Source organism: Massilia agri (assembly GCF_024753255.1).
GTDB classification, from domain to species: Bacteria; Pseudomonadota; Gammaproteobacteria; order Burkholderiales; family Burkholderiaceae_D; genus Telluria; species Telluria agri.
The window spans coordinates 124585-145559 of record NZ_JANUHA010000011.1; the positions used below are offsets into that span (position 1 = coordinate 124585).

At 66.3% G+C, this 20975-nt stretch carries 23 protein-coding genes; 9 read left to right on the forward strand and 14 right to left on the reverse strand.

The features are described 5' to 3' along the window. Positions 1–9: 9 nt before the first annotated feature. The 6 genes from NX780_RS16245 to NX780_RS16270 form a co-directional block, all read right to left on the reverse strand. Complete coding sequence (locus NX780_RS16245) at positions 10–642, reverse strand: hypothetical protein (protein WP_258828916.1); 633 nt, start codon at positions 640–642, stop codon at positions 10–12. Next, a complete protein-coding gene (locus NX780_RS16250; protein WP_258828917.1) occupies positions 639–1571 on the reverse strand; it encodes an MlaD family protein in 933 nt (310 codons plus the stop codon). The genes NX780_RS16245 and NX780_RS16250 overlap by 4 nt, the downstream gene beginning before the upstream one ends. A 15-nt stretch (positions 1572–1586) precedes the next feature. Continuing rightward, positions 1587–2393, reverse strand: a complete 807-nt coding sequence (locus NX780_RS16255; protein ID WP_258828918.1) for an MlaE family ABC transporter permease — start codon at positions 2391–2393, stop codon at positions 1587–1589. A 69-nt stretch (positions 2394–2462) separates the two neighbouring features. After that, positions 2463–4703: a RelA/SpoT family protein gene (locus NX780_RS16260; protein WP_258828919.1), complete on the reverse strand. Its 2241-nt coding sequence runs from the start codon at positions 4701–4703 to the stop codon at positions 2463–2465. A gap of 13 nt (positions 4704–4716) precedes the next feature. Further along, positions 4717–5067 carry a RidA family protein gene (locus tag NX780_RS16265; RefSeq protein WP_258828920.1) on the reverse strand — a complete coding sequence of 117 codons (351 nt, stop codon included), beginning with the start codon at positions 5065–5067 and terminating at the stop codon, positions 4717–4719. Positions 5068–5101: 34 nt separating this feature from the next. Beyond that, on the reverse strand, positions 5102–5983 hold the full coding sequence (locus tag NX780_RS16270; protein WP_258828921.1) for an alpha/beta fold hydrolase: 882 nt from the start codon (positions 5981–5983) through the stop codon (positions 5102–5104). A gap of 124 nt (positions 5984–6107) precedes the next feature. Here NX780_RS16270 and NX780_RS16275 point away from each other — a divergent pair, with 124 nt between their 5' ends. The 8 genes from NX780_RS16275 (at position 6108) to NX780_RS16310 (ending at position 14150) form a co-directional block, all read left to right on the forward strand. Beyond that, positions 6108–6902, forward strand: a complete 795-nt coding sequence (locus NX780_RS16275) for a 3-hydroxybutyrate dehydrogenase (RefSeq protein WP_258828922.1) — start codon at positions 6108–6110, stop codon at positions 6900–6902. Positions 6903–6909: 7 nt separating this feature from the next. Continuing rightward, positions 6910–7290: a hypothetical protein gene (locus tag NX780_RS16280; RefSeq protein WP_258828923.1), complete on the forward strand. Its 381-nt coding sequence runs from the start codon at positions 6910–6912 to the stop codon at positions 7288–7290. A 57-nt stretch (positions 7291–7347) separates the two neighbouring features. Continuing rightward, positions 7348–8634, forward strand: a complete 1287-nt coding sequence (locus NX780_RS16285; RefSeq protein ID WP_258828924.1) for a metal-dependent hydrolase family protein — start codon at positions 7348–7350, stop codon at positions 8632–8634. 141 nt (positions 8635–8775) lie between these two features. Beyond that, a complete protein-coding gene (locus NX780_RS16290) occupies positions 8776–10077 on the forward strand; it encodes a dicarboxylate/amino acid:cation symporter (protein ID WP_258828925.1) in 1302 nt (433 codons plus the stop codon). 138 nt (positions 10078–10215) lie between these two features. Beyond that, a complete protein-coding gene (locus tag NX780_RS16295; RefSeq protein ID WP_258828926.1) occupies positions 10216–11217 on the forward strand; it encodes a S41 family peptidase in 1002 nt (333 codons plus the stop codon). A gap of 159 nt (positions 11218–11376) precedes the next feature. Beyond that, a complete protein-coding gene (locus tag NX780_RS16300; RefSeq protein WP_258828927.1) occupies positions 11377–11772 on the forward strand; it encodes a BlaI/MecI/CopY family transcriptional regulator in 396 nt (131 codons plus the stop codon). Beyond that, the gene (locus NX780_RS16305) at positions 11769–13031 is read left to right on the forward strand and encodes a M56 family metallopeptidase (protein ID WP_258828928.1); all 1263 of its coding nucleotides are present in this window, start codon (positions 11769–11771) and stop codon (positions 13029–13031) included. Before NX780_RS16300 ends, NX780_RS16305 begins: the two co-directional genes overlap by 4 nt. Before the next feature lie 78 nt (positions 13032–13109). Then, on the forward strand, positions 13110–14150 hold the full coding sequence (locus NX780_RS16310; protein WP_258828929.1) for a S41 family peptidase: 1041 nt from the start codon (positions 13110–13112) through the stop codon (positions 14148–14150). Between the two features lie 73 nt (positions 14151–14223). On the opposite strand, the gene NX780_RS16315 is transcribed toward NX780_RS16310, so the two are convergent. Together NX780_RS16315 and NX780_RS16320 are read right to left on the reverse strand one after the other, a co-directional pair. Then, positions 14224–14874, reverse strand: coding sequence for a 3-oxoacid CoA-transferase subunit B (locus tag NX780_RS16315; RefSeq protein WP_258828930.1), 651 nt, complete (start codon positions 14872–14874; stop codon positions 14224–14226). A gap of 21 nt (positions 14875–14895) precedes the next feature. Next, positions 14896–15594: a CoA transferase subunit A gene (locus tag NX780_RS16320; RefSeq protein WP_027865383.1), complete on the reverse strand. Its 699-nt coding sequence runs from the start codon at positions 15592–15594 to the stop codon at positions 14896–14898. Between the two features lie 113 nt (positions 15595–15707). Here NX780_RS16320 and NX780_RS16325 point away from each other — a divergent pair, with 113 nt between their 5' ends. After that, positions 15708–16292 (forward strand): LuxR C-terminal-related transcriptional regulator, encoded by a 585-nt coding sequence (locus tag NX780_RS16325; RefSeq protein WP_370663619.1) that lies wholly within the window; start codon positions 15708–15710, stop codon positions 16290–16292. A gap of 5 nt (positions 16293–16297) precedes the next feature. On the opposite strand, the gene NX780_RS16330 is transcribed toward NX780_RS16325, so the two are convergent. From NX780_RS16330 to NX780_RS16355, 6 genes are read right to left on the reverse strand one after another with little or no spacing between them, the layout of a single operon-like run. Continuing rightward, positions 16298–16909: a 4'-phosphopantetheinyl transferase family protein gene (locus NX780_RS16330; RefSeq protein WP_258828965.1), complete on the reverse strand. Its 612-nt coding sequence runs from the start codon at positions 16907–16909 to the stop codon at positions 16298–16300. Between the two features lie 13 nt (positions 16910–16922). Then, positions 16923–17366, reverse strand: a complete 444-nt coding sequence (locus NX780_RS16335) for an excinuclease ATPase subunit (RefSeq protein WP_258828931.1) — start codon at positions 17364–17366, stop codon at positions 16923–16925. A gap of 19 nt (positions 17367–17385) precedes the next feature. Then, positions 17386–18609, reverse strand: a complete 1224-nt coding sequence (locus NX780_RS16340; RefSeq protein WP_258828932.1) for a beta-ketoacyl-ACP synthase — start codon at positions 18607–18609, stop codon at positions 17386–17388. Beyond that, positions 18606–19340 (reverse strand): 3-oxoacyl-ACP reductase FabG, encoded by a 735-nt coding sequence (gene fabG / locus NX780_RS16345; RefSeq protein WP_258828933.1) that lies wholly within the window; start codon positions 19338–19340, stop codon positions 18606–18608. Before fabG ends, NX780_RS16340 begins: the two co-directional genes overlap by 4 nt. Then, complete coding sequence (locus tag NX780_RS16350; RefSeq protein WP_258828934.1) at positions 19337–19792, reverse strand: hotdog family protein; 456 nt, start codon at positions 19790–19792, stop codon at positions 19337–19339. The genes fabG and NX780_RS16350 overlap by 4 nt, the downstream gene beginning before the upstream one ends. Further along, positions 19789–20970, reverse strand: a complete 1182-nt coding sequence (locus NX780_RS16355) for a beta-ketoacyl-ACP synthase (protein WP_258828935.1) — start codon at positions 20968–20970, stop codon at positions 19789–19791. Before NX780_RS16355 ends, NX780_RS16350 begins: the two co-directional genes overlap by 4 nt. Between the last annotated feature and the right edge of the window lie 5 nt (positions 20971–20975).

Genomic DNA, 20975 nt, shown 5'->3' on the forward strand with positions numbered 1-20975 from the left:
TCCGCCAGCTCAGCCCTGTCCGGACGCCAGTGCGATGCGGCGGCGGATGCGCTGTGCTTCCTGCGCGTCGCCCGCCGCCTCGGCGCGCCTGGCCTGCACGCCCAGCCAGGCCAGCAGCGGACGGCGCCAGCCCTGGTTCGAGGCCGTCTCGATGGCCCGGGTGATGTCCTCGGGCGTGATGCGTCCGGCCTTGAAGGCGGCGCCGGCCGCCACCAGGCGCGCCAGCGGATCCGTCACGGCCGCGACCTGGGCGCCGGCCAGCACGGGGCGGTGCTGCTCCGGCAGCTGCGCCGCGTTCACGTTCTGCCAGCGGCCATAGAGATACTCGGCGTAGGCCCGCTGTTCCGGCGTGGCTTCCTGCGCCAGCGCCGCATAGCCCGGGCAGTCGTCGAAATCGAGGCTGGCCACGCGCGCGGCGCAGCGCACCAGCTCGACCTGGGCCACGTAGTCGGGGCGGCCGGTGGCCGTGGTGGCCTGGCGCGCACTGCGGAAACCCGCGTCGGCGGCCGCCGTGTGGCCTTTCAGGTAGTCGTCGACCGACCCGTCGAGAGACCCCTTGGCATCGAGCTGCCAGTCGGGCGGGAGCGGCTTGCTGGAACAGGCGGCGAGCAAGGCAAGCGCGAGGATGGCGACGATTCTCATGGCAGCTTGATCTCCTGGTTGCTGCGGGCGAAGGGCCACTTGCGGTTGATCTCGTCGACCAGGCGGTTCACCTTGCGCAGGCTGGCGTCGACTTCACCGCGCAGCGCGCCCAGGTCTTGCGTGGCGACGCGCGCATTGGCGCCGACGGCCTGGGCCTCGACCAGCACGGCGTCGACCTTCTTGAGCGTATTGCTGGCGTCCTGCAGCACGGTGTTGAGCTGGCGGACCGCGGCCTGGGCGTCGTCCATCACCCCCTCCTTGCCGTAGACGCGCCGCTCGGTCTTGTCGAGCAGCGAATTGATGCGGTCGAGCGCCTCGCGCAGCTTGCGCGCCTCCACGTCGCTGCCCATTATGCCGCCCAGCACGCCGGCCGGGCCGGACATGCGGCCGGTCACGGCGTTGATGTTGGCCAGGCTGGCGTTGATGTCCGAGTCGGTCGCCGTCATGGTCTCGAGGTTTTCCAGCAGCGAGCGGGCGGTGGCGACGATGCGCGGGATCTCGGCGGTGGCGTCGCCGCGCAGCACGGAGCGCACGGCGCCCGCCGGCAGCGGCGGATCGTTGAGCAGGCCAGTGAAGGCGCGCAGGCGGGTCTCGCCGACGATGCTCGATTCCAAGGTGAACACGCTCGAGGTGCGCAGCCATTTCGCATCCTTGCTCTGCACGTCGACCAGGATGCGCACCTTGCCTTCGGGCGAGAGCTCAACCTGGCTCACGCGCCCGATCGGGAAACCGGCGAAGGTCATGTCCATGCCGGGAATGACGCCGGAGGAGTCGTCGGTCTCCAGCACCAGGCGCTGGGTCGGCTCGAACACGCCGCGCGCATGCATCACGTAGCCGATGAAGGAGACGACCAGGATGCCGATCGCCACCAGGAGGATCATCGCTTTGAGTTCGACGTGTTTCGGTTCGTCCGGCAAGGGTTCGGTCATGACTTCCTGTTCTTCTTAGATGTATTTGAGGGCGAGCGAGGCCGCTTCGATCACGAGCAGCACGAACAGCAGGCGCAGCGCGCCCGGCTGGACGGTGACATTCACGCGGCGCGGATAGCGCTGCAGTTCGAGGATGGCGGCAGTCGGGATCAGGGCCACGGCCAGGCCGAAGAAGACGGTCTTGAGCACGAAGCCGGCTGTCACCGTGGGCGAGAAGACGCGGCCGACGGTGCGGGTGTAGTCGGACAAGCCCCAGGGCAGGAGGCCATAGACGTTCACGTAGGCCAGCACCAGCACGATGGTGCTCGTCACCATCGCCATGCTCAGCACGCCGAAGGCATTGGCCAGCAGCTGCGGCACCATGTCGCGCCGCAGCCGGCGCAGGGCCTCGTCGTTGGCGGCCTGCGGCGACATGCCGGCGCGCGCCAGGCCCAGGGCCGAGGCGTCGAAGGCCATGCTGGCGCGCAGGGCCACGAACATCGCGGCGGACAGGGGAATCAACTCCAGCACCAGCACCCGCACCACCATCTCCAGCGCGAAGTGCGACAGGCCGTAGCTCTTGGCCGTGACCAGCACGATGCGGATGATGACGAGGCTGATGAGGGCGGACGCCAGCGCGAACCAGGGCAGCACCTGCCAGGTGCTGGCATAGATATAGCGCGCGGCCGACAGGCGGTTCTCGCGGTTGTAGGTCGAGGGCGACAGGGCCATCACGATGGCCACCGCGCCCAGGTGCACCATATACCACCAGCTGCGCAGGTAGCGCAGGAAGGCGAGGCCCCACAGGCTGGGGCGGGCGTAGAGGTCGAGGGTTCGGCGCATGATGTCAATATGATACAAATAGTGGCAGCTGTGCCGGATTTTTGTATCGAATTGCTACGTCCAGCTCCCTCATTGGCGCCGCGCCTCCATCACTCCCTTCACCTCGCCGATCGCGCCCAGCGCCTTGTTCAGCTGCGCCGTCGATCCGATCTCCGCGGTGAACACCATGCGCGCCTGTCCCTTGCTGCTCTGGGTATTCACGCCGATGACGTTGATCTTCTCGCGCATGAACACGTCCGAGATGTCGCGCAGCAGGCCCTGCCTGTCCATCGCGAGGATGAACAGGTCGACCGGGTAGACGGTCTCCAGGCCGGCCGCGCCCCATTCGGTCTGGATCACGCGCTCGGGCGACTTGGCGCGCATCTCGGCGAAGTTCTTGCAGCTCAGGCGGTGGATGGAGACGCCCTTGCCGCGCGTAACAAAACCGCAGATCGGGTCCGGCGGCGCCGGCTTGCAGCACTTGGCCAGCATCGTCATCAGGCCCTCGGTGCCGACCACCAGCACGCCCGACTTGGCGCCCTGCTCCACGCTCGAGGCGCGGCTCTTGTTGACGACCGCCTCATCGACCTGGGGCGGCGCTTCCACCGTGTCGTGCAGGGCCGCTTCCACGTGGCGCAGGCTGAACTTCTCCTTGCCGACCTGGATGAACAGCTCGTCGACCTTCGCAAAGCCCAGCTTGTGCGCCAGGGCTTCCAGGTTGACGGCGGTCTTGCCCTCGCGCTGCAGGGACTTTTCGACCAGCGCGCGGCCGGTGGCCAGGGTCTCTTCCTGTTCCATCGCATGGAACCAGGCGCGGATCTTCGAACGCGTGCGGCTGCTGACGGCGTAGCCGGGGCTGAGCCAGTCGCGCGAGGGTCCCGCGGTCCCGAGCGGGCCCTTGGCCGTGATGATCTCGCAGGTCTGGCCATTCCTCAGCGGCGTGTTCAGGGGCACCATCACGCCGTCGATCTTGGCGCCGCGGCAGCGGTGTCCGACTTCGCTGTGCAGGTGGTAGGCGAAGTCGATCGGGGTCGCGCCCTGCGGCAGTTCCAGCACCCGCGCCTGCGGCGTCAGCACGAAGATGCGGTCGTCCAGCGTTGTCGCCTTGAGCTTCTCGACCCATTCCTTCTGCAGGTCTTCCTGTCCCGCGACCACGTCGGCCACGTCGCTCTTCCAGGCCAGCAGCTGGCGCAGCCAGGCGATCTTCTCGTCGTACTTCTGGCTCTTGAAGTTGGAGCCGCCCTCTTCCTTGTAGCGCCAGTGGGCGGCGATGCCGTATTCGGCGAGGTTGTGCATCTCCTGGGTGCGGATCTGCACTTCCAGCGGCCGCCCGTCTTCGGCGGTGACCACCGTGTGCAGCGACTGGTAGCCGTTCGGCTTGGGCCGCGAGATGTAGTCGTCGAATTCCTTCGGGATCGGGGTCCAGATGTTGTGCACGATGCCGAGCACCGTGTAGCAGGTCTTCACGTCCGGGACGATCACGCGGAAGGCGCGCACGTCGTAGAGCGAGGAGAAATCGAGCTCCTTTCCCCGCATCTTGTTATAGATGCTGTAGATGTGCTTGGGCCGGCCCGAGACCTCGGCCTTGATGCCGGCCGCCGCCAGCTCGCCCTGCAGGCGCGCGATCGAGGACTCGACGAAGCCCTCGCGCTGCATGCGCTTTTCTTCCAGCATCCTGGCGATGCGTTTATAGGTGTCCGGCTCGATGAAGCGGAAGGACAGGTCTTCCAGCTCCCACTTCAGCTGCCAGATCCCGAGCCGGTTCGCCAGCGGCGCGTAGAAGTCCAGCACCTCGCGGCCATAGGCGCGGGTGACGTCGTCGAAACGCTTCTGCTCGGCGAAATAGCGCAGGGTGGTGGCGCAGGAGGCCAGGCGCATCAGGACCACGCGCATGTCGGAGGCCATCGCCAGCAGCATCTTGCGCAGGGTTTCGACCTGGGCGGCGGCCTGCTGGGCGGCGTTCTTGCCGCTGCCGATGTTTTCCTTGCCGGCCGTGAGGTCGCGCAGCTTGATCAGCTGGTAGACGCCCTGTACCAGGTCCGACACTTCCTTGCCGAAGCGCTCCTCGAGCGAACCGGCGACTTGCGGATCCATCATCGCCAGCTCGAACAGCAGGCCGGCGATGCGGGTCTCGGCATCGGTGCTGAGGTAGGAGAGCGTGCCGGCCACGCCGAGCGAGAACTCGAAGGCGTTCTGGCCGGTGCCGGCATTGCGCTCGCCGTAGGCGGCGTTGGCATAGTCAAGCGCGGTCTGGACGCGCGCGCAATCCTCGACGCTCAGGCCCTGCACCAGCTGGGTACTGGCGTCACCCAGTAAAACGGTTGATACCATTAATACGGTTTTCTTAACGCAGTGCGGCGGTGACGCAGACCTCGACCAGGCATGCGGGATTGGCCAGCTTGGCCTCGACGGTGGCGCGCGGCGGGGTGTGGCCCTGCGGGACCCACTCGTCCCAGACCGCGTTCATGCCGGCGAAGTGCGCCATGTCGGCGATGAAGATCTGGCACATCAGGATGCAGGACTTGTCGCTGCCGGCCTCGTTCAGCAGGCGGTCGACATGGCCCAGCACTTCGCGCATCTGGCCCTCGATGTCCTGGGTGGTGTCTTCGGCGATCTGGCCGGCCAGGTAGACGGTCTCGTTGTGGATGGCGGTTTCGGAGAGGCGCTTGCCTACGTGGAGTCGTTTGATTTCCATAATTGCTTTCTTCTGGTTGAATATGGCGCGCGTTCTAGGGCGCGCCGAGGAGGAATTCACGTGCGATCGCGATCTGTTCCGGACGCACGAAGGTCGGCGCATGGCCGACGCCGGGAATCTCGACCAGGCGCGGCCTGGGTCCGCGTGCGCACATTTCCAGGGCGGTCGCGTGCGACAGCAGGTCGGACAGTTCGCCGCGCACCAGCAGGGTCGGGCAGCGGATCGCATCCCATGCCGCCCACAGCGCCGCCTCGTCGCTCGCCGCGCTTTCCGGCGTAATGGCGCGGAAAGGCTGGGCCAGGCCCAGGTCGTAGTGGCGCACCCACTGGCCGTCCTGGTCCTGGCGCAGCACGTCGCTGGCCAGCTTGAACCATTCTTCCTCGGTGTGCGGCCCGAAGGACATCGACACCGTCTTGACGTAGGCCGCGCCGGTGTCGAAGTCCGGGAAGCGGATGTCCTGGCCGATGTACTCGCCGATGCGGGCGATCGCCGCACCGTCCAGCACCGGGCCGATGTCGTTCAGGACCAGCTTGCGGATCGGCGTCTCGTGGAGCGAGGCCAGGATCATGCCGATCAGGCCGCCCATCGAGGTGCCGAACCAGTGCACCCCGAGTGCGTCGTCCCGCGTCACGCGGGCGATCAGCGTGACCATGTCGGCCACGTACTGCGGCACGGTGTAGTACTGCGGGTCGCGCAGGCGGCCGGAGCGTCCGCGGCCGACCACGTCCGGGCAGACCACGCGGTAGTGGCTGCTCAGCTCGCGCGCCAGGTGATCGAAATCGTCGGCCACGCGGGTGACGCCATGCACGCAGACCAGCACCTTCGGGTTGTCGGGGTCGCCCCACTCCTTGTAGGCCATGCGGTGCAGGCCGGCGGGCGAACTGCACTGCACGCTGTTTAATCTGGCTTCGCTCATCCCCTGTCCCGTCATGGCAATATTGTCGACTCGATCACTGCAATGCACCATTTTATATGGCGTTGCGATTAGAATTCTACCAATTCTGAGGAAGCAACCCGATTACTCCCACCTTGAGGACACAATGAAATCCAGTATGCTCAGCGGTAAAACCGCCCTCGTCACCGGCTCGACCTCCGGCATCGGCCTCGGGATCGCCCGTTCCCTCGCCGAACAGGGCGCCAATATCGTCTTCAACGGCTTCGGCGACGCCCAGCAGATCGAGAAGCTGTACACCGACGTGGGCAGCGAATTCGGCGTCCAGACCGCCTACCACAACGCCGACATGAGCAAGCCTGCCGAGATCGAAGCCATGATGAAGTTCGCGGCCGAGAAATTCGGCGGCGTCGACATCCTGGTCAACAATGCCGGCATCCAGCACGTGGCCAATGTGGACGAGTTCCCGGTCGAGAAATGGGACGCGATCCTCGCCATCAACCTGACCTCGGCCTTCCACACCACCCGCCTGGCCCTGCCCGGCATGAAGCAGAAGAACTGGGGACGCATCATCAACCTGGCCTCGGTCCACGGCCTGGTGGGGTCAAGCGGCAAGTCGGCCTATGTCGCGGCCAAGCACGGCCTGGTGGGCTTCACCAAGGTCACCGCGCTGGAGAACGCCCACACGGGCGTGACCTGCAATGCGATCTGCCCGGGCTGGGTCCTGACCCCGCTGGTGCAGAAGCAGGTCGACGACCGCGCCGCCCGCGACGGCCTCTCCAACGAAGACGCGAAAAAGGCCCTGCTGAGCGAGAAGCAGCCTTCCGGCGAATTCGTCACGCCGGAAGAACTGGGCGCCCTGGCCGTGTTCTTCTGCTCGCCGGCCGGCGACCAGGTGCGCGGCGTGGCCTGGAACATGGACGGCGGCTGGGCCGCGCAGTGAGCCGCTGGTGACCGACCGCCTCGACGAAGAACAGCTGCGCGACGCCTGCCTGGACCTGGCGCGGGTGGTGCTCGCCGCCGGCCAGCCCCAGGTCTCGAACGACATCCTCGAGACCCTGGCCGACCGCTTCTACCGCGAAGTCGTCGATTTCGCGCCCGGCATCGCCCGCGCCGGGCGCGATCCCAACCTGCTGGCGCGTGCGGTGTACTACCTCAACGATGCCCACGCCCTGCCCCTCATGGGCACCGACATGGAATGGTTCCGCCAGGCCCTCGTCTGCCTGGTCGAGCTGGCGGCACCTAGCATCGCGCTGTCCGACAAGGGCGGCGCATTCCTGCGCGACGTGCAGTTCGGTGTCGAGCAGTCGCTGGGGGACCTGGAGGGCTGAACACGGGTCCGTTATGATGGCGTCTTTCCAATCCATCAAGACACGAGGAAGACGTCCATGCCGATCCGCGCCAAGCAGCTCGCCCTTTCCCTGTTCGCGGCGCTGGCCGCCCATGCACAGGCAGCGCCACCAGGGCCGGTCCTGATCACGGCGGACAAGGTCTGGACCGGCGAAGGCGCGCCGCACGCCGGCTGGGGCGTGCTGGTCGCCCGGGGCCGCATCCAGGCGGTCGGCCCGCTTGAGAAGATGACGGTGCCGCCTGACGCCGACCGCATCACCCTGCCCGGCAAGACGCTCATACCCGGCATGATCGACCTGCACTCCCACGTGCTGCTCCACCCCTATAACGAAACCAGCTGGGACGACCAGGTGATCAAGGAGCCGGTCGCCTACCGCATCATGCTGGCCGGCCGCCATGCGGCAGCTACCTTGCAGGCCGGCTTCACCACCTTGCGCGACCTCGGCACCGAAGGCGCGGACTATGCCGACGCCGGCATCAAGCGCGCCATCGACGAGGGCGTGGCGCCCGGGCCGCGCCTGTTCATCGCCACGAAGGCGATCGTCGCCAGCTACAGCTACGGGCCGGCCGAACGCAGCTACCGTCCCGACATGGAGATTCCCTACGGAGCACAGCCCGCGACCGGCATCGACGAGGTCACCAAGGCGGTGCGCGAACAGTCGGCGCGCGGCGCGGACTGGATCAAGATCTACGGCGACTACCGCACCGGCATCGACGGCACGGCGCGCCCGACCTTCACCATGGAAGAGTTGAAGGCCATGGTCGCCGCCACCCGCATCACCGGCCGCAAGGTTGCCGTGCACGCCAGCAGCGACGAGGCAATCCGCATGGCGGTGCTGGCCGGCGCCGACACCATCGAGCACGGCTACGGCGCTTCCGAAGCTACCTTCAGGTTGATGAAGGAGCGCGGCGTCGCCTACATCCCGACCTTGAGCGCGCCGGAAGCCACGGGCGAATACTTCCAGAAGCACGTGCGCGGCGGCGCGCCCACGCCCGCCATGCAGCAGGCGGCGCGCGCCTTCGCGCTGGCGCGGAGAATCGGCGTCACCATCGGCAACGGCAGCGACGTCGGCGTCTTCGCGCACGGGACCAATGCACGCGAATTGGCCTGGATGGTCAAGCTGGGCATGTCGCCGATGGAGGCGATGCGCGCGGCTACCGTGGTCGCGGCCGATATCCTGGGCAAGTCGAAGGACCTGGGCCAGCTCAAGGCCGGCCTGCTGGCGGACGTGGTGGCGGTCGACGGCGACCCAACCCAGGACATCGCCGCGGCAGGCAAGGTGGGCTTCGTCATGAAGGGTGGCGAGGTGGTCCGCCGCCCCTGATGCCTCGATCAGGCTATACCTCGGAATAAGGGAAAGGCATATCTGAGAGCAAGATATAAGGCCTGCGGATATCCACAATAGATAAAGCAGGCCGCTTCCGACAAGATGGCAACACCACAAACTTCTCTGAGAAGAGTTGCCATGAAAAAGCCTTTTTATAAAATCCTGTACGTCCAGGTGCTGTTCGCCATCGTTCTCGGCGTGCTGCTCGGGGTGTTCCACCCCGAACTGGGCGCCAAGATGAAGCCTTTGGGAGACGGCTTCATCAAACTGATCAAGATGATCATCGCCCCCGTGATCTTCTGCACCGTCGTCGCCGGCATCGCCGGGATGCAGGACATGAAGAAGATCGGCCGCGTCGGCGGCAAGGCCCTGCTCTATTTCGAAATCGTCTCGACCTTCGCCCTGGCCATCGGCCTGGTGGTGGCCAACCTGCTCAAGCCGGGCGCCGGCTTCAACGTCGACGTCGCCCACCTCGACACCAAGGCGATCGCCCAGTACACCGAGAAGGCGTCGCACCAGTCCACCACGGACTTCGTCATGAACATCATCCCGAACACCTTCGTGGATGCCTTCGCCAAGGGTGACATCCTGCAGGTCCTGCTCATCGCCATCCTGTTCGGCTTCGCGCTGTCGATGATGGGCGAACGCGGCCGTCCGGTGACGAAGATGATCGAGGACTTCTCGCACGTGATCTTCGGCGTCGTGAACATCGTCATGAAGGCCGCCCCGGTCGGCGCCTTCGGCGCAATGGCCTTCACCATCGGCAAATACGGCCTCGACGCCCTGCTGCCGCTGGCCAAGCTCATGGGTTCCTTCTACCTGACCTGCTTCCTGTTCGTGGTCGTCGTGCTGGGCCTGATCGCCAGGTTCACCGGCTTCTCGATCTTCAAGTTCATCGCCTACATCAAGGAAGAACTGCTGATCGTGCTCGGCACCAGCTCCTCGGAGAGCGCCCTGCCGGCCCTGATGCGCAAGCTCGAACGCCTCGGCTGCTCCAAGCCGGTGGTCGGCCTGGTGGTCCCGACCGGCTACTCTTTCAACCTCGACGGCACCAACATCTACATGACGATGGCGGCCCTGTTCGTGGCCCAGGCGACCAATACCGACCTGACCCTGACGCAGGAACTGACCATCCTGGCGGTGGCCATGCTGACCTCGAAAGGCGCATCGGGCATCACCGGCGCCGGCTTCATCACCCTGGCCGCGACCCTGGCCGTGGTCCCGACCATCCCGGTGGCCGGCATGGCCCTGATCCTCGGCATCGACCGCTTCATGAGCGAAGCGCGTGCCCTGACCAACTTCGTCGGCAACGGCGTGGCCACCGTGGTCGTGTCGAAATGGGAGAAGGAACTCGACAGCGAGCGCATGGACGACGTCCTGCACGGCCGCGTGCCCCTCGAAGGCGACAAGGAGCTGGAGCCGGTGCGCGCCGCCGCCTGATTTCCGTCGCGACCCCACGAAGCCGCATCCGAAACGATGCGGCTTTTTTTCGTCCGCGCCCAGCCACCTATGCAGCACGCATTGCCGAGCGCAGTATTCATTGCTACGCTAGAGCAATCACTACTTCCCAGGCAAAGCATGAAGAAAGTAATCGCGCTGGCAGCAGCTTTTCTCCTGATGGTTTCGCTGGCGACGCACGCCTCGCCCGAGGCGCCGCTGACAGCCCAGGAGCGCACCAAAGCGATCGAGGACATCGCCAGGGAATTCGAACGCATCTACTTCCTTCCCGGCGTCGGCGAGCTCGTTGCCAAGGACCTGCGCGCCCGCCAGCAGCGCGGCGACTACGACCGCATCACGGCCTCGCGCAAGCTGGCCGAAGTGCTGAGCAGGCACATCGACGCCATCTGCAAGGACGCGCACACGGAAGTCGCCTATTTCGAGGACGACCAGCTGGCCGACATGCCATCAAGCGATCCCGCCGCCGCGAAGAAACGGGAGGAACGGCGCCGCGCGCGCATGGCCGCCGCCAACTTCGGCTTCGCGGCCCCGCAGCGCCTGCCGGGAAACGTCGCGCTGATCCGCTTCACCGGATTCGAACGCGCGGTCGACGCGGCGCCCTTCGTCCGGCAGCTGATGAGCGATGCGGCCGACGCCGCCGCGATCGTGTTCGACCTGCGGGAAAACACGGGCGGGTCGACCGACCTGATTCCGGTCATTGCAAGCTACCTGTTCGACGAGCGGCCCGTCCATCTGTTCGACCAGTCGAATCGGCACCTGGGCACCTATGAGGAGAGCTGGACCACGCCGCAATCGACGGGCAAGCGCTTCGGCAGCCGCAAGCCGGTCTATATCCTGACCAGCCGGGAGACCTTCTCGGCCGCCGAGAATTTCGCCTATACCCTGCAGCAGCTGAAGCGCGCCAGGGTCGTCGGCGAGCGCACGCCAGGCGGCGCCCATGGCGCTTTCGGGCGGCCGGTGACAAGTCACCTGGTGCCGATGATCGCCACCAAGCGCACCATCCACGCCGTCACGAAGAGCGACTGGAGCGGCGGCGTGGTGCCGGATGTGCCGGTTCCGGCTGCCGAGGCCCTCGACGCCGCGCTTGCCGCGGTCCGGGTGGAGCTCGGCGCCGGCCGCTGATGTTGCCGGGCCTCCGTGCCCACGGTAAAGGCGGAGGGCGGGCAGATCCAACGTAAACAAGTTTGTCTACATTCCGCACGCAGTATGCAAAAACGATAGACAGACCTGTCTAGACCGACTATTCTGAAGCTGGAATTCCAGAACATTATGAGGACGCTCATGCCACGCAAACCCGATACCCCCAAGCCGACGCCGGCCGAACTCGAACTGCTGCAGGTGCTTTGGCCCATGGCCTCCGGCACCGCCAAGCAGGTGCACCAGGAAATGCAGAGGACGAAGCCGGACGTCACCTATGCCACCGTGCTGCGCCTGATGCAGGTCATGCACGGCAAGGGGCTGCTGGTGCGCGACGAGAGCGAACGCTCGCACGTTTACGCGCCGGCCCACGCCCAGGATTCGGTCGAGACCAATCTGCTCAAGGACCTGATGCAGCGCGCCTTCGCCGGATCGGCCAAGGCCCTGGTGCTGGCCGCGCTCAAGACCGGCATCTCGAAGAAGGAGCGCGACGAGATCGAGAAGCTGCTCAAGGATGACGATACGGGGAACGAGAAATGAGCGCCGCTGACATCGTCGGCAGCATCGGCTGGACCCTGGTCCACTTCCTCTGGCAGGGCGCGCTGATCGGCTGCGCCACGGCGGCCGGCCTCACCGCGCTGCGCAATGCCAGGCCCGAGTCGCGCTACCTGGTGGCCTGCACCGGCCTCTTTCTCTGCCTGGCCTGGCCCGCGCTCGAGCTGGCGCTGCGCCTGAATGGCGACTCCGGTACGGGCGGCGACGCTGCCGTGCTGGCGGCCGCCGGCCTGGTCGCCGGTTCGCCGATCGACGAAAGCTGGAGCATCCTGCTCGCGGACCACCTGGGCTGGATCGTCGGCACCTGGGCGCTGTGCGCCGTGGTGCTGGCGGGACGGATGGTGCTGGGCCTGTTCTGGATCGAACGGGCGGCGAAGCAGGAGCAGGCCGACCCCGCCTGGCAGGCGCGCCTGGAGCGGCTCGCAGCAGGGTTCGGCGTGGACCGCGCCGTGCGCCTGCGCGTAGTCGCGTCGCTCGCCAGTCCGATTACCGCCGGCTGGTGGCGCCCGGTGGTGCTGGTCCCGGCCTCCCTCGTGTCCGGCATGCCCGCCCACCTGCTTGAAGCCCTGCTGGCCCACGAGATGGCCCACATCAAGCGCCACGACTACCTGGTCAACCTGGGACAGAACGTGGTTGAAACCCTGCTCTTCTACCACCCGGCGGTCTGGTGGATCTCGAACCGCATCCGCAGCGAGCGGGAGCAGATCGCCGACGATCACGCGGCACGGATACTGGGCGAACCGCGGCGCCTGGCCCTTGCCCTCTCCGAGCTGGAGAAACTCCAGTTTTCCACCCACCACCTGGCCCAGGCGGCCAACGGAGGAGATCTCATGTCACGCATCAAACGCTTGATCCGTCCCGATGTACAAGCGCTGAACTGGAAGGCGGCCATTCCCGTCCTCGGCCTCGCGGCCCTGAGCGTCACGGCTTTCGCCCACGCCGCCCCGGCTGCCGCCACCAGGAACCCGGACACGTCCGCGGTTGCGGACTTCAACAGCTGCAAGCGTCCCGAGTATCCGGCCGAATCGATCAAGCAGCATCATACCGGCACGGTCACCCTGGGCTTCCTGGTCGCGAAGAATGGCGGCGTGAAGGAGTCGAAGATCACGCGGTCGTCCGGTCACCCGCTGCTCGACGACGCGGCGCAGAGCGCCCTCGTGAAGTGCAGGTTCAAGCCGGCCATTACCAAGGGCAAGCCGGTGGAAGCCTGGACGGCGGTGCAGTACGTCTGGACGCTGGAGTAAGACCGGCAAGCCTCGATCCCGGACGGCGGACGGGGACGCCCATCCGCCGCCCTTCCCTTTAACCTTGCTTCGACAACGATGACAACTCTCCGGACACTCCTCTTCACACCGATCTTCCTCACCGCATTCTGCCTCGACGCCCGCGCCGGCGTCGACGATGCAACCCGCAAGCAAATCATCGCTGAACTCAGCAGCAAGGTCAGCGAAGTGTATGTCTTCCCCGACAAGGCCGGACAGATCGTCGCGCGCCTCGAGGCCCGCGAGCAGAGCGGCGCCTACCGTGCGGCCAAGGACATCAAGCAGTTGTCGAGCATGCTCACCGATGACCTGCGCCATCCGACCCGCGACAAGCACCTGGGCGTACGCTACGCCGCCAAGCCCATCCCGAAAGACGAAAACCGTCCCGATCCGACGCCGGAGATGGACCGCCAGTTCGCCGACTACCTCAAGTCGCAGAACTACGGTATCCGCAAGGTGGAAACCCTGCCCGGCAACATCGGCTACATCGACCTGCGCGAATTCTCATCGGTCCGCTTTGCCAAGCCCGCGCTCAGTGCGATGATGACGCTGGTCGCCGATACCGACGCCCTGATCGTCGACCTGCGCAACAACGGCGGCGGCGACCCCTACGCCGTCGCCTGGATGCAGAGCTACCTGTTCGACGACCGCACCCATCTGAACGATATGTACTGGCGCGAGGGCGACCGTACCCAGGCCTTCTGGACCGAGGCCGACGTGCCCGGCCAGAAGTTCGGCGGCGCGAAGAAGGTCTATGTGCTGACCAGCAAGGACACTTTTTCCGGCGCCGAGGAATTCAGCTACAACCTGCAACAATTGCGCCGCGGCGTGATCATCGGCGAGACCACGGGCGGCGGGGCCCATCCGGGTCGGAGTTACCGGATCCATCCGCACCTGTCGGTCTTCATCCCCGGCGGCCGCGCGATCAATCCGGTCAGCAAGACCAACTGGGAAGGCACGGGCGTGGTGCCGGACGTGAAGGTCAAGGCGGCGGAGACGCTGCGTACCGCGCAGCGCCTCGCCCTTGCCGATCTCTTGAAGTCGCCGGTCGACGAGGAGCGCGCTCGGGAATTACGCAAGCACCTGCGCAGCCTGAACTAAAAAAACAGCCCGCAGGGAAGCTGCGGGCTGCGATGCACGAGCGCCGGGCCGGAAACCGCCCCCGGCGCTTTTTTCATACGCTGGAAACGTCCAGCTCGCAGCCGGTCGCCTCGACCACCTGCTGGGTGCTGACGCCGGGCGCCAGTTCCACCAGCTTCAAACCCGTCTCGGTGACGTCGATGACGCCCAGGTCGGTAATGATGCGGTCCACCACGCCCACGCCGGTCAGCGGCAGGTCGCACTTCTCGAGGATCTTGTGCGAGGTCGAGCCGTCCTTGGCGGTGGCTACGTGTTCCATCACCACGACCACGCGCTTGACGCCGGCCACCAGGTCCATCGCGCCGCCCATGCCCTTGACCATCTTGCCAGGAATCATCCAGTTGGCCAGGTCGCCCTGCCGGGACACCTGCATCGCGCCCAGGATCGCCAGGTTGATCTTGCCGCCGCGGATCATGCCGAAGGAGTCGGCCGAGCTGAAGTAGGCCGCGCCCGGCAGCGCCGTCACGGTCTGCTTGCCGGCGTTGATCAGGTCGGCGTCGACCTCATCCTCCGTCGGGAAGGGGCCGATGCCCAGCAGGCCGTTCTCCGACTGCAGGAAGACCTCGATATCGTTGGGGACGTAGTTGGCCACCAGGGTCGGCAGGCCGATGCCCAGGTTCACATAGAAACCGTCCTGCAGTTCCTTCGCCGCGCGCGCGGCCATTTCATCACGAGTCCATGCCATGTTCTTGTCTCCGGTCTGATCTTAATTGGCGCGCACGGTGCGCTGCTCGATGCGCTTTTCCGGCGTCGGGTTGTGGACGATGCGGTGCACGAAGATGCTCGGGGTGTGCACCTGGTCCGGATCGATCTCGCCGATCTCGACCAGCTCTTCGACTTCCACGATGCAGATTTTGCCCGCCGTGGCGACGTTCGGGTTGAAGTTGCGCGCGGTCTTGCGGTACAGGAGGTTGCCGGCCTTGTCGGCCTTCCACGCCTTGACCAGGGAGACGTCCGGCAGCAGCGCACGTTCCATCACGTAGTGCTCGCCGTCGAATTCGCGGGTTTCCTTGCCTTCGGCGACGATGGTGCCGTAGCCGGTCTTGGTGTAGAAGGCCGGGATGCCGGCGCCGCCGGCGCGCAGCTTTTCGGCCAGGGTGCCCTGCGGGGTGAATTCGAGCTCGAGTTCGCCGGCCAGGAACTGGCGTGCGAACTCCTTGTTTTCGCCGACGTAGGACGAAATCATCTTCTTGATCTGGCGCGTCTCCAGCAACTGGCCCAGGCCGAAGCCGTCCACGCCCGCATTATTGGAAATGGCGGTGAGGTTCTTGACGCCGGAATCGCGCAGCGCCGCGATCAGCGCCTCCGGAATGCCGCACAGGCCGAAGCCGCCGACGGCGATGGTCTGGCCATCTGCCACGATGCCGGCCAGCGCCGACTTCGCATCAGGATACACTTTGTTCATACTCGTCCCTTTAATGGATTAAGCGAAAGCTCTTCTGTGATGCAGAGTAGAGTCTCAGCATAAAATACGCTGTACCGAATAACAATACCGTAGAACTACGGGCGAGACGTCCCATGAACCGAGCAGTCGACCCAGATCACATGAGCCAGGCTGGCTCCATCGATTACGAGATGATATTCCAGCATGCGCCGGTGGGCATGTGCGTGTCACAGGATCGCGTGATCCGCTCGTGTAACCAGGCGCTGGCGGCCATGTTCGGCTATTCCCCGGACAAGCTCCGTAATCAGTCGTTCAGCGTGCTCTACCCGACAATGGACGAGTTCCTGCGTACTGGCGACCGCATCGTGCCGATCATGAACGCCAAGGGCCGGTATTCGGACGAGCGCATCATGCGCCGCGCGAATGGCGAACTGTTCTGGTGCCACGTGACCGGACGCGCGCTCGACCCGGCCCAGCCGCTGGGCGCGGGCGTATGGACCTTCGAGGACGTGAGCGAGAAGCGGCCGGTATCGGCCGAACTGACCCCGCGCGAGCGCGAGATCGCGGCGCTGCTGGTCGAGGGCAAGACCAGCAAGATCATCGCGCGCGAGACCGACCTCAGCCCGCGTACGGTGGAGATGCACCGGGCCAGCCTGATGCGCAAGTTCTCGGCATCGACTTCATCCGAGCTGGTGCACAAGCTGGTCGGAGCGCGTTGAGGACGTCAAGCAAAGCTTGCGAACTCGACGACAGGGTCTGCCGCCAGGGGCGTAGCGCATGCCAGCGCGCCGCACAGTCCGGGACGTCCGACGCCATACATTTTTCCAACGGGCGATGCCAGCTTGATGCTGGCCTCGTGTTCGCACCACAGCCGGTAGAACAGATCGATCCGCTCCGCACCCTCGCAGGCTGCCAGCCGCGCGGTTTGTTCCGGCGTGAACGCCTGCTCCGCCAGGCGCACCACATCGCGTCCAGGATCGATGCGCTCGATATCGAGGCCGAGCGCCGTTTCCGTGCTGGCCGCGCAGGCGATCCAGTTGCCGCTGTGGGAGATGCTGAAGCCGACGGCGGGCGCCGCCGGGAGGAGCAGCGCCGGGCCGAGGCCGGGCCGCTCCTGCAGTTCAATGGCGCGAGGCGGCACGCCAAGCAGTTCGCTCAGGGCACGGCGCAGAAGCACTCTCCCCCCGAGGAACTGGGTACGCCGCTCGGCGCGCACGAAGCGCGCAAGGCGCTGGCGCTCGTCCGGGCCGAGCCAGCCGGCGCAGGCGGCCAGCGTGTCCGCGCTCAAAGTGGCGGCCTCCGCCAGCCAGACGAGCGTGCGTCGCGGCGCCGCCATCGTCACGACTTGCTTATTTCAGCTTGACGAAGTCACCCTTCAGGGCGACGCCGGTCATCATCGTGCCGTCATGGCATTCGAACTCGGTGTCGCTCGAATTCTCGACGTTCTTGTAGTTGCTGACGATGTTCACCACCGCGTCCGCATTCAGTTCCTTGGCGCGCGCCTGCAGGCGCAGCATGGCCGACAGGAAGGCCCAGTTGCAGGCCTTTTCCGGGGTCTTGCCGAAGGAGTTGGTCTTCTGGCTGGTCTGGTCGGTGCTGAGTTTCTGGGCGATGGCCGGGGTCTTCTGCTTGCCGAAGTAGAACTTGACGCTGTCGCCGAGGCGGTTACGGGCGTCGTTGTCGTTCATCGCGTTTTCGATCGACATCATCATCTTGTTGTCGCGTGCCTGGGCAGGTGCGACTGCGGCGATGGCGGCGGCGGTGATGGCGATGGACAGTGCAAGTTTTTTCATCTTCTTTTCCTCGGTTGGACTACTTCTTAAAAATCAGCGACGTGTTAATGCCGCCGAACGCAAAATTGTTGGTCATGACGTACTCGCAGTCGATCCGGCGGCCTTCGCCGCGGATGTAATCGAGTTCGCCGCAGGCCGGGTCGACCTCGTTCAGGTTCAGGGTCGGCGCGAACCAGCCTTCGCGCATCATCTGGATGCTGATCCAGGCTTCCAGCGCGCCGCAGGCGCCCAGGGTGTGGCCCATATAGCTCTTCAGGGAGCTGATCGGCATGCGGCTGCCGAACACCGCATTGGTCGCCTGCGACTCGGCCAGGTCGCCCTGGGCGGTCGCGGTGCCGTGCGCGTTGACGTAGCCGATCGCCTCGGGCGCCAGGCCGGCGTCGTCCAGCGCCAGCTCCATGGCCTGCTGCATGGTCGCCGCGTTCGGCTGGGTCACATGGGTGCCGTCGCTGTTGGTGCCGAAGCCCACCAGTTCCGCGTAGATGGTGGCGCCGCGAGCCAGGGCGTGCTCGCGTTCTTCCAGGATCAGGCAGCCGGCGCCCTCGCCGATCACCAGACCGTCGCGTCCCTTGTCGAAAGGCGATGGCGTGGTCTCGGGGGCGGTGTTGCGGGTGCTGGTGGCGAACAGGGTGTCGAACACCGCCGCCTCGGTGGCGTCGAGTTCCTCGGCGCCGCCGGCGATCATGGCGATCTGCTTGCCGCTCTGGATCGCTTCGAAAGCGTAGCCGATGCCCTGGCTACCCGAGGTGCAGGCCGACGAGGTGGTGACGACGCGTCCGGTGACGCCGAAGAACACGCCGATGTTCACCGGCGCGGTGTGCGCCATCATCTTGATGTAGGTGGTGGCGTTGATGCCGCGCGTGGTGCGCTCCTCCATCATGCGGCCGAAGTCGCCGATCGCGCTCGGGGTGCCGGCCGACGAGCCGAAGGAAATGCCCATCTGCCCGCTCTTCAGGAGCGGGTGGTCGAGCAGGCCGGCATCCGCCAATGCCAGCTCGGTGGCGCGGGTCGCCAGCAGGGCCACGCGGCCCATGCTGCGGATCGACTTGCGGTCGTAGCGCTTGCCCAGCTCGAAAGGCGCTGCCGGCGCGCCCAGCTGGGTGTTCAGGCCCTCGTAGGCGACCCAGTCTTCCATGTGTACGATGGCGTTACGGTACTCGCCCAGGCGTGCCCGGATCGTGGGCCAGTCGTTGCCCAGAGGGCTGATACCGGCCATGCCGGTGACGACGACGCGCTTCTTCATGCGAGACCTCCGTTCACCGACAGCACCTGGCGGGTGACGTAGCCGGCATCCTCGGACATCAGGTAGCTGACGGCGGCCGCCACCTCTTCGGGACGGCCGACGCGGCGCGCCGGCACCAGTTTCAGGGCTTCGTCCATTGGCACATCGGCGATCATGTCGGTCTCGATCAGGCCGGGCGCCACGCAATTGACCGTGATGTCGCGCTTGGCCAGTTCGAGCGCCAGCGCCTTGGTGGCGCCGATGATGCCGGCCTTGGCCGCGCTGTAGTTGACCTGGCCGCGGTTGCCGATCAGGCCCGAGACCGACGCCATGGTGACGATGCGGCCGGGCTTGCGGCGCTGGACCATGGGCATGACGAGGGGATTCAACACATTGAAGAAACCGTCCAGGTTGGTGCCCAGTACCTGGTCCCACTCCTCGCCCGTCATCGCCGGGAAGGCGGTGTCGCGCGCCACGCCGGCGTTGCAGACCACGCCGTAGTAGCAGCCATGTTCTTCGATGTCGGCGGCCAGGGCACTGGCCGTGGCCTCGCGCTCGCCGATGTCGAACTGCAGCACGCGCGCCGCGCCGCCGCCCGCCACGATCTGGCTTGCCACCGCATCGGCTTCTTCGCGCCGGCTGCGGCAATGCACGACCACCTGGTAGCCGTCGCGCGCGAGACGCAGCGCGATGGCCTTGCCGATGCCGCGCGACGATCCCGTCACCAGCACGCTTTTCTGGATACTACTCATACGGAACTCCGTTGCAAAAACTCTTCAACATTATGTGGCTGGAAGACGGTGATGGTGGCGGTCGCCAACTCGGCGCCCGTCCCGTCCTCGATGCGGCAATCGAATGCGCCCAGGCCGTTCTCGCCCTGCAGCGCACGCCGCACCTCGATCTTCAATACGCTGCCCACCGGGAAGCATGCCACGCTGCAGGCGTACTTGCGGCTGCCCAGCAGGAAGCCGACGCGCACCGGTTCGCCGCGCAAACGCGCGCACCAGCCGGCGTGGGCCGCCACGGCCTGCGCCATGTACTCGACCCCGACCCAGGCGCCGACTTCGCCGCCGGTGCAGAACATGGTCTCTTCGTTGACGACCACCTCGGCGCGCAGGCTCTCGTCGTCGGCGTCGAGGAAGCGGCCCAGCAGGGACATGGCGCCGCTATGCGGGACCAGGCTGTGGATGTCGATCTCGCTCATCGCGTTCTCCCGAAGACCAGGCTGGCGTTGGAGCCGCCGAAGGCGAAGGAATTGCTGAGCGCATAGCGGATCGGACGACCGAGGCGCGCGCCCTTCCCCGCCACCCTCAAGCCCGGCAGCGCCGGATCGGGTGCGCCGTTCCACAGGTGGGGCGGCAGCAGGCCCTCCGGGTTATCGTCCTGCATCGCCAGCCAGCAGAAGGCTGCCTCGATCGCGCCGGCGGCGCCCAGCGTGTGGCCGGTGAACGGCTTGGTCGAGCTGACCGCGACGTCCAGGCCGAACAGGACCTCGACGGCGCGCGACTCCATCGCATCGTTCTGCTGCGTCGCAGTGCCGTGCAGGTTGATGTAGTCGACGTCGCCCGGCTTGATGCCCGCGCGCTTCAAGGCTTCCGCCATGGCGATGCGGGCGCCGCCGCCTTCCGGGTCAGGGGCCGACATATGGTGCCCGTCGGACGATTCGCCCCAGCCACACAGGGCGACCGCGGACGGTTCCCGGCTCATGAGGAAGAGCGCCGCGCCTTCGCCGATATTGATGCCCTTGCGGCCTTCGCCCAGCGGATGGCAGCGCGTGTCGCTGACCGACTCCAGCGCACTGAAGCCGGCCACGGTGAAGCCGCACAGGGTGTCGACGCCGCCCGTCAGGACAGCGTCGACCAGGCCCATGCGGATCAGGCGCGCGGCGCTGGCCAGCGCCTTGGCGCTCGAGGAGCAGGCGCTCGAATGGACATAGGCCGGACCGGTCACGCCCAGTTCGCGCGCCAGCAGCTCGGCGCAGGACGCCATCTCCTGCTGGCCGTAGTGGAAGCCTTGCGGCAGTTCGCCCGTGTTCACATGCGCCGCGATGGCGTCTTCCGTTTCGCCGACACCGGAGGTGCTGGTGCCGAGGATGACGGCGACGCGGTGGGCGCCGTGGCGGGCGACGGCGGCATCGACCGCCGGGCGGATCTGCGCCAGCGCGGCCAGGGCCAGCTGGTTGTTGCGGCTGCGCAGGGGAAGCGGCAGGTAGTCCACCGGGGGCAGTGCGGCCTTCACGCGGCCGAGCGGCAGCATGCGGCCAGGCGAGCAGGCGCTACTTTCCTCGAGGCCGCTCTCGGCCTCGACCAGCAGGCGGCGGCGGATCGTCGCCACGTCGCTTCCAAGCGCGCACAGCAGCGCGCATTCGTTCAGGTACAGCATGGGTT

What these genes read in the sequence shown, in the direction of transcription:
- NX780_RS16245 (WP_258828916.1), bottom strand. Translation starts at nt 642, where the DNA reads ATGAGAATCGTCGCCATCCTCGCGCTTGCCTTGCTCGCCGCCTGTTCC.
- NX780_RS16250 (WP_258828917.1), bottom strand. Translation starts at nt 1,571, where the DNA reads ATGACCGAACCCTTGCCGGACGAACCGAAACACGTCGAACTCAAAGCG.
- NX780_RS16255 (WP_258828918.1), bottom strand. Translation starts at nt 2,393, where the DNA reads ATGCGCCGAACCCTCGACCTCTACGCCCGCCCCAGCCTGTGGGGCCTC.
- NX780_RS16260 (WP_258828919.1), bottom strand. Translation starts at nt 4,703, where the DNA reads ATGGTATCAACCGTTTTACTGGGTGACGCCAGTACCCAGCTGGTGCAG.
- NX780_RS16265 (WP_258828920.1), bottom strand. Translation starts at nt 5,067, where the DNA reads ATGGAAATCAAACGACTCCACGTAGGCAAGCGCCTCTCCGAAACCGCC.
- NX780_RS16270 (WP_258828921.1), bottom strand. Translation starts at nt 5,983, where the DNA reads ATGAGCGAAGCCAGATTAAACAGCGTGCAGTGCAGTTCGCCCGCCGGC.
- NX780_RS16275 (WP_258828922.1), top strand. Translation starts at nt 6,108, where the DNA reads ATGAAATCCAGTATGCTCAGCGGTAAAACCGCCCTCGTCACCGGCTCG.
- NX780_RS16285 (WP_258828924.1), top strand. Translation starts at nt 7,348, where the DNA reads ATGCCGATCCGCGCCAAGCAGCTCGCCCTTTCCCTGTTCGCGGCGCTG.
- NX780_RS16290 (WP_258828925.1), top strand. Translation starts at nt 8,776, where the DNA reads ATGAAAAAGCCTTTTTATAAAATCCTGTACGTCCAGGTGCTGTTCGCC.
- NX780_RS16295 (WP_258828926.1), top strand. Translation starts at nt 10,216, where the DNA reads ATGAAGAAAGTAATCGCGCTGGCAGCAGCTTTTCTCCTGATGGTTTCG.
- NX780_RS16300 (WP_258828927.1), top strand. Translation starts at nt 11,377, where the DNA reads ATGCCACGCAAACCCGATACCCCCAAGCCGACGCCGGCCGAACTCGAA.
- NX780_RS16305 (WP_258828928.1), top strand. Translation starts at nt 11,769, where the DNA reads ATGAGCGCCGCTGACATCGTCGGCAGCATCGGCTGGACCCTGGTCCAC.
- NX780_RS16310 (WP_258828929.1), top strand. Translation starts at nt 13,110, where the DNA reads ATGACAACTCTCCGGACACTCCTCTTCACACCGATCTTCCTCACCGCA.
- NX780_RS16315 (WP_258828930.1), bottom strand. Translation starts at nt 14,874, where the DNA reads ATGGCATGGACTCGTGATGAAATGGCCGCGCGCGCGGCGAAGGAACTG.
- NX780_RS16320 (WP_027865383.1), bottom strand. Translation starts at nt 15,594, where the DNA reads ATGAACAAAGTGTATCCTGATGCGAAGTCGGCGCTGGCCGGCATCGTG.
- NX780_RS16325 (WP_370663619.1), top strand. Translation starts at nt 15,708, where the DNA reads ATGAACCGAGCAGTCGACCCAGATCACATGAGCCAGGCTGGCTCCATC.
- NX780_RS16330 (WP_258828965.1), bottom strand. Translation starts at nt 16,909, where the DNA reads ATGGCGGCGCCGCGACGCACGCTCGTCTGGCTGGCGGAGGCCGCCACT.
- NX780_RS16335 (WP_258828931.1), bottom strand. Translation starts at nt 17,366, where the DNA reads ATGAAAAAACTTGCACTGTCCATCGCCATCACCGCCGCCGCCATCGCC.
- NX780_RS16340 (WP_258828932.1), bottom strand. Translation starts at nt 18,609, where the DNA reads ATGAAGAAGCGCGTCGTCGTCACCGGCATGGCCGGTATCAGCCCTCTG.
- fabG (WP_258828933.1), bottom strand. Translation starts at nt 19,340, where the DNA reads ATGAGTAGTATCCAGAAAAGCGTGCTGGTGACGGGATCGTCGCGCGGC.
- NX780_RS16350 (WP_258828934.1), bottom strand. Translation starts at nt 19,792, where the DNA reads ATGAGCGAGATCGACATCCACAGCCTGGTCCCGCATAGCGGCGCCATG.
- NX780_RS16355 (WP_258828935.1), bottom strand. Translation starts at nt 20,970, where the DNA reads ATGCTGTACCTGAACGAATGCGCGCTGCTGTGCGCGCTTGGAAGCGAC.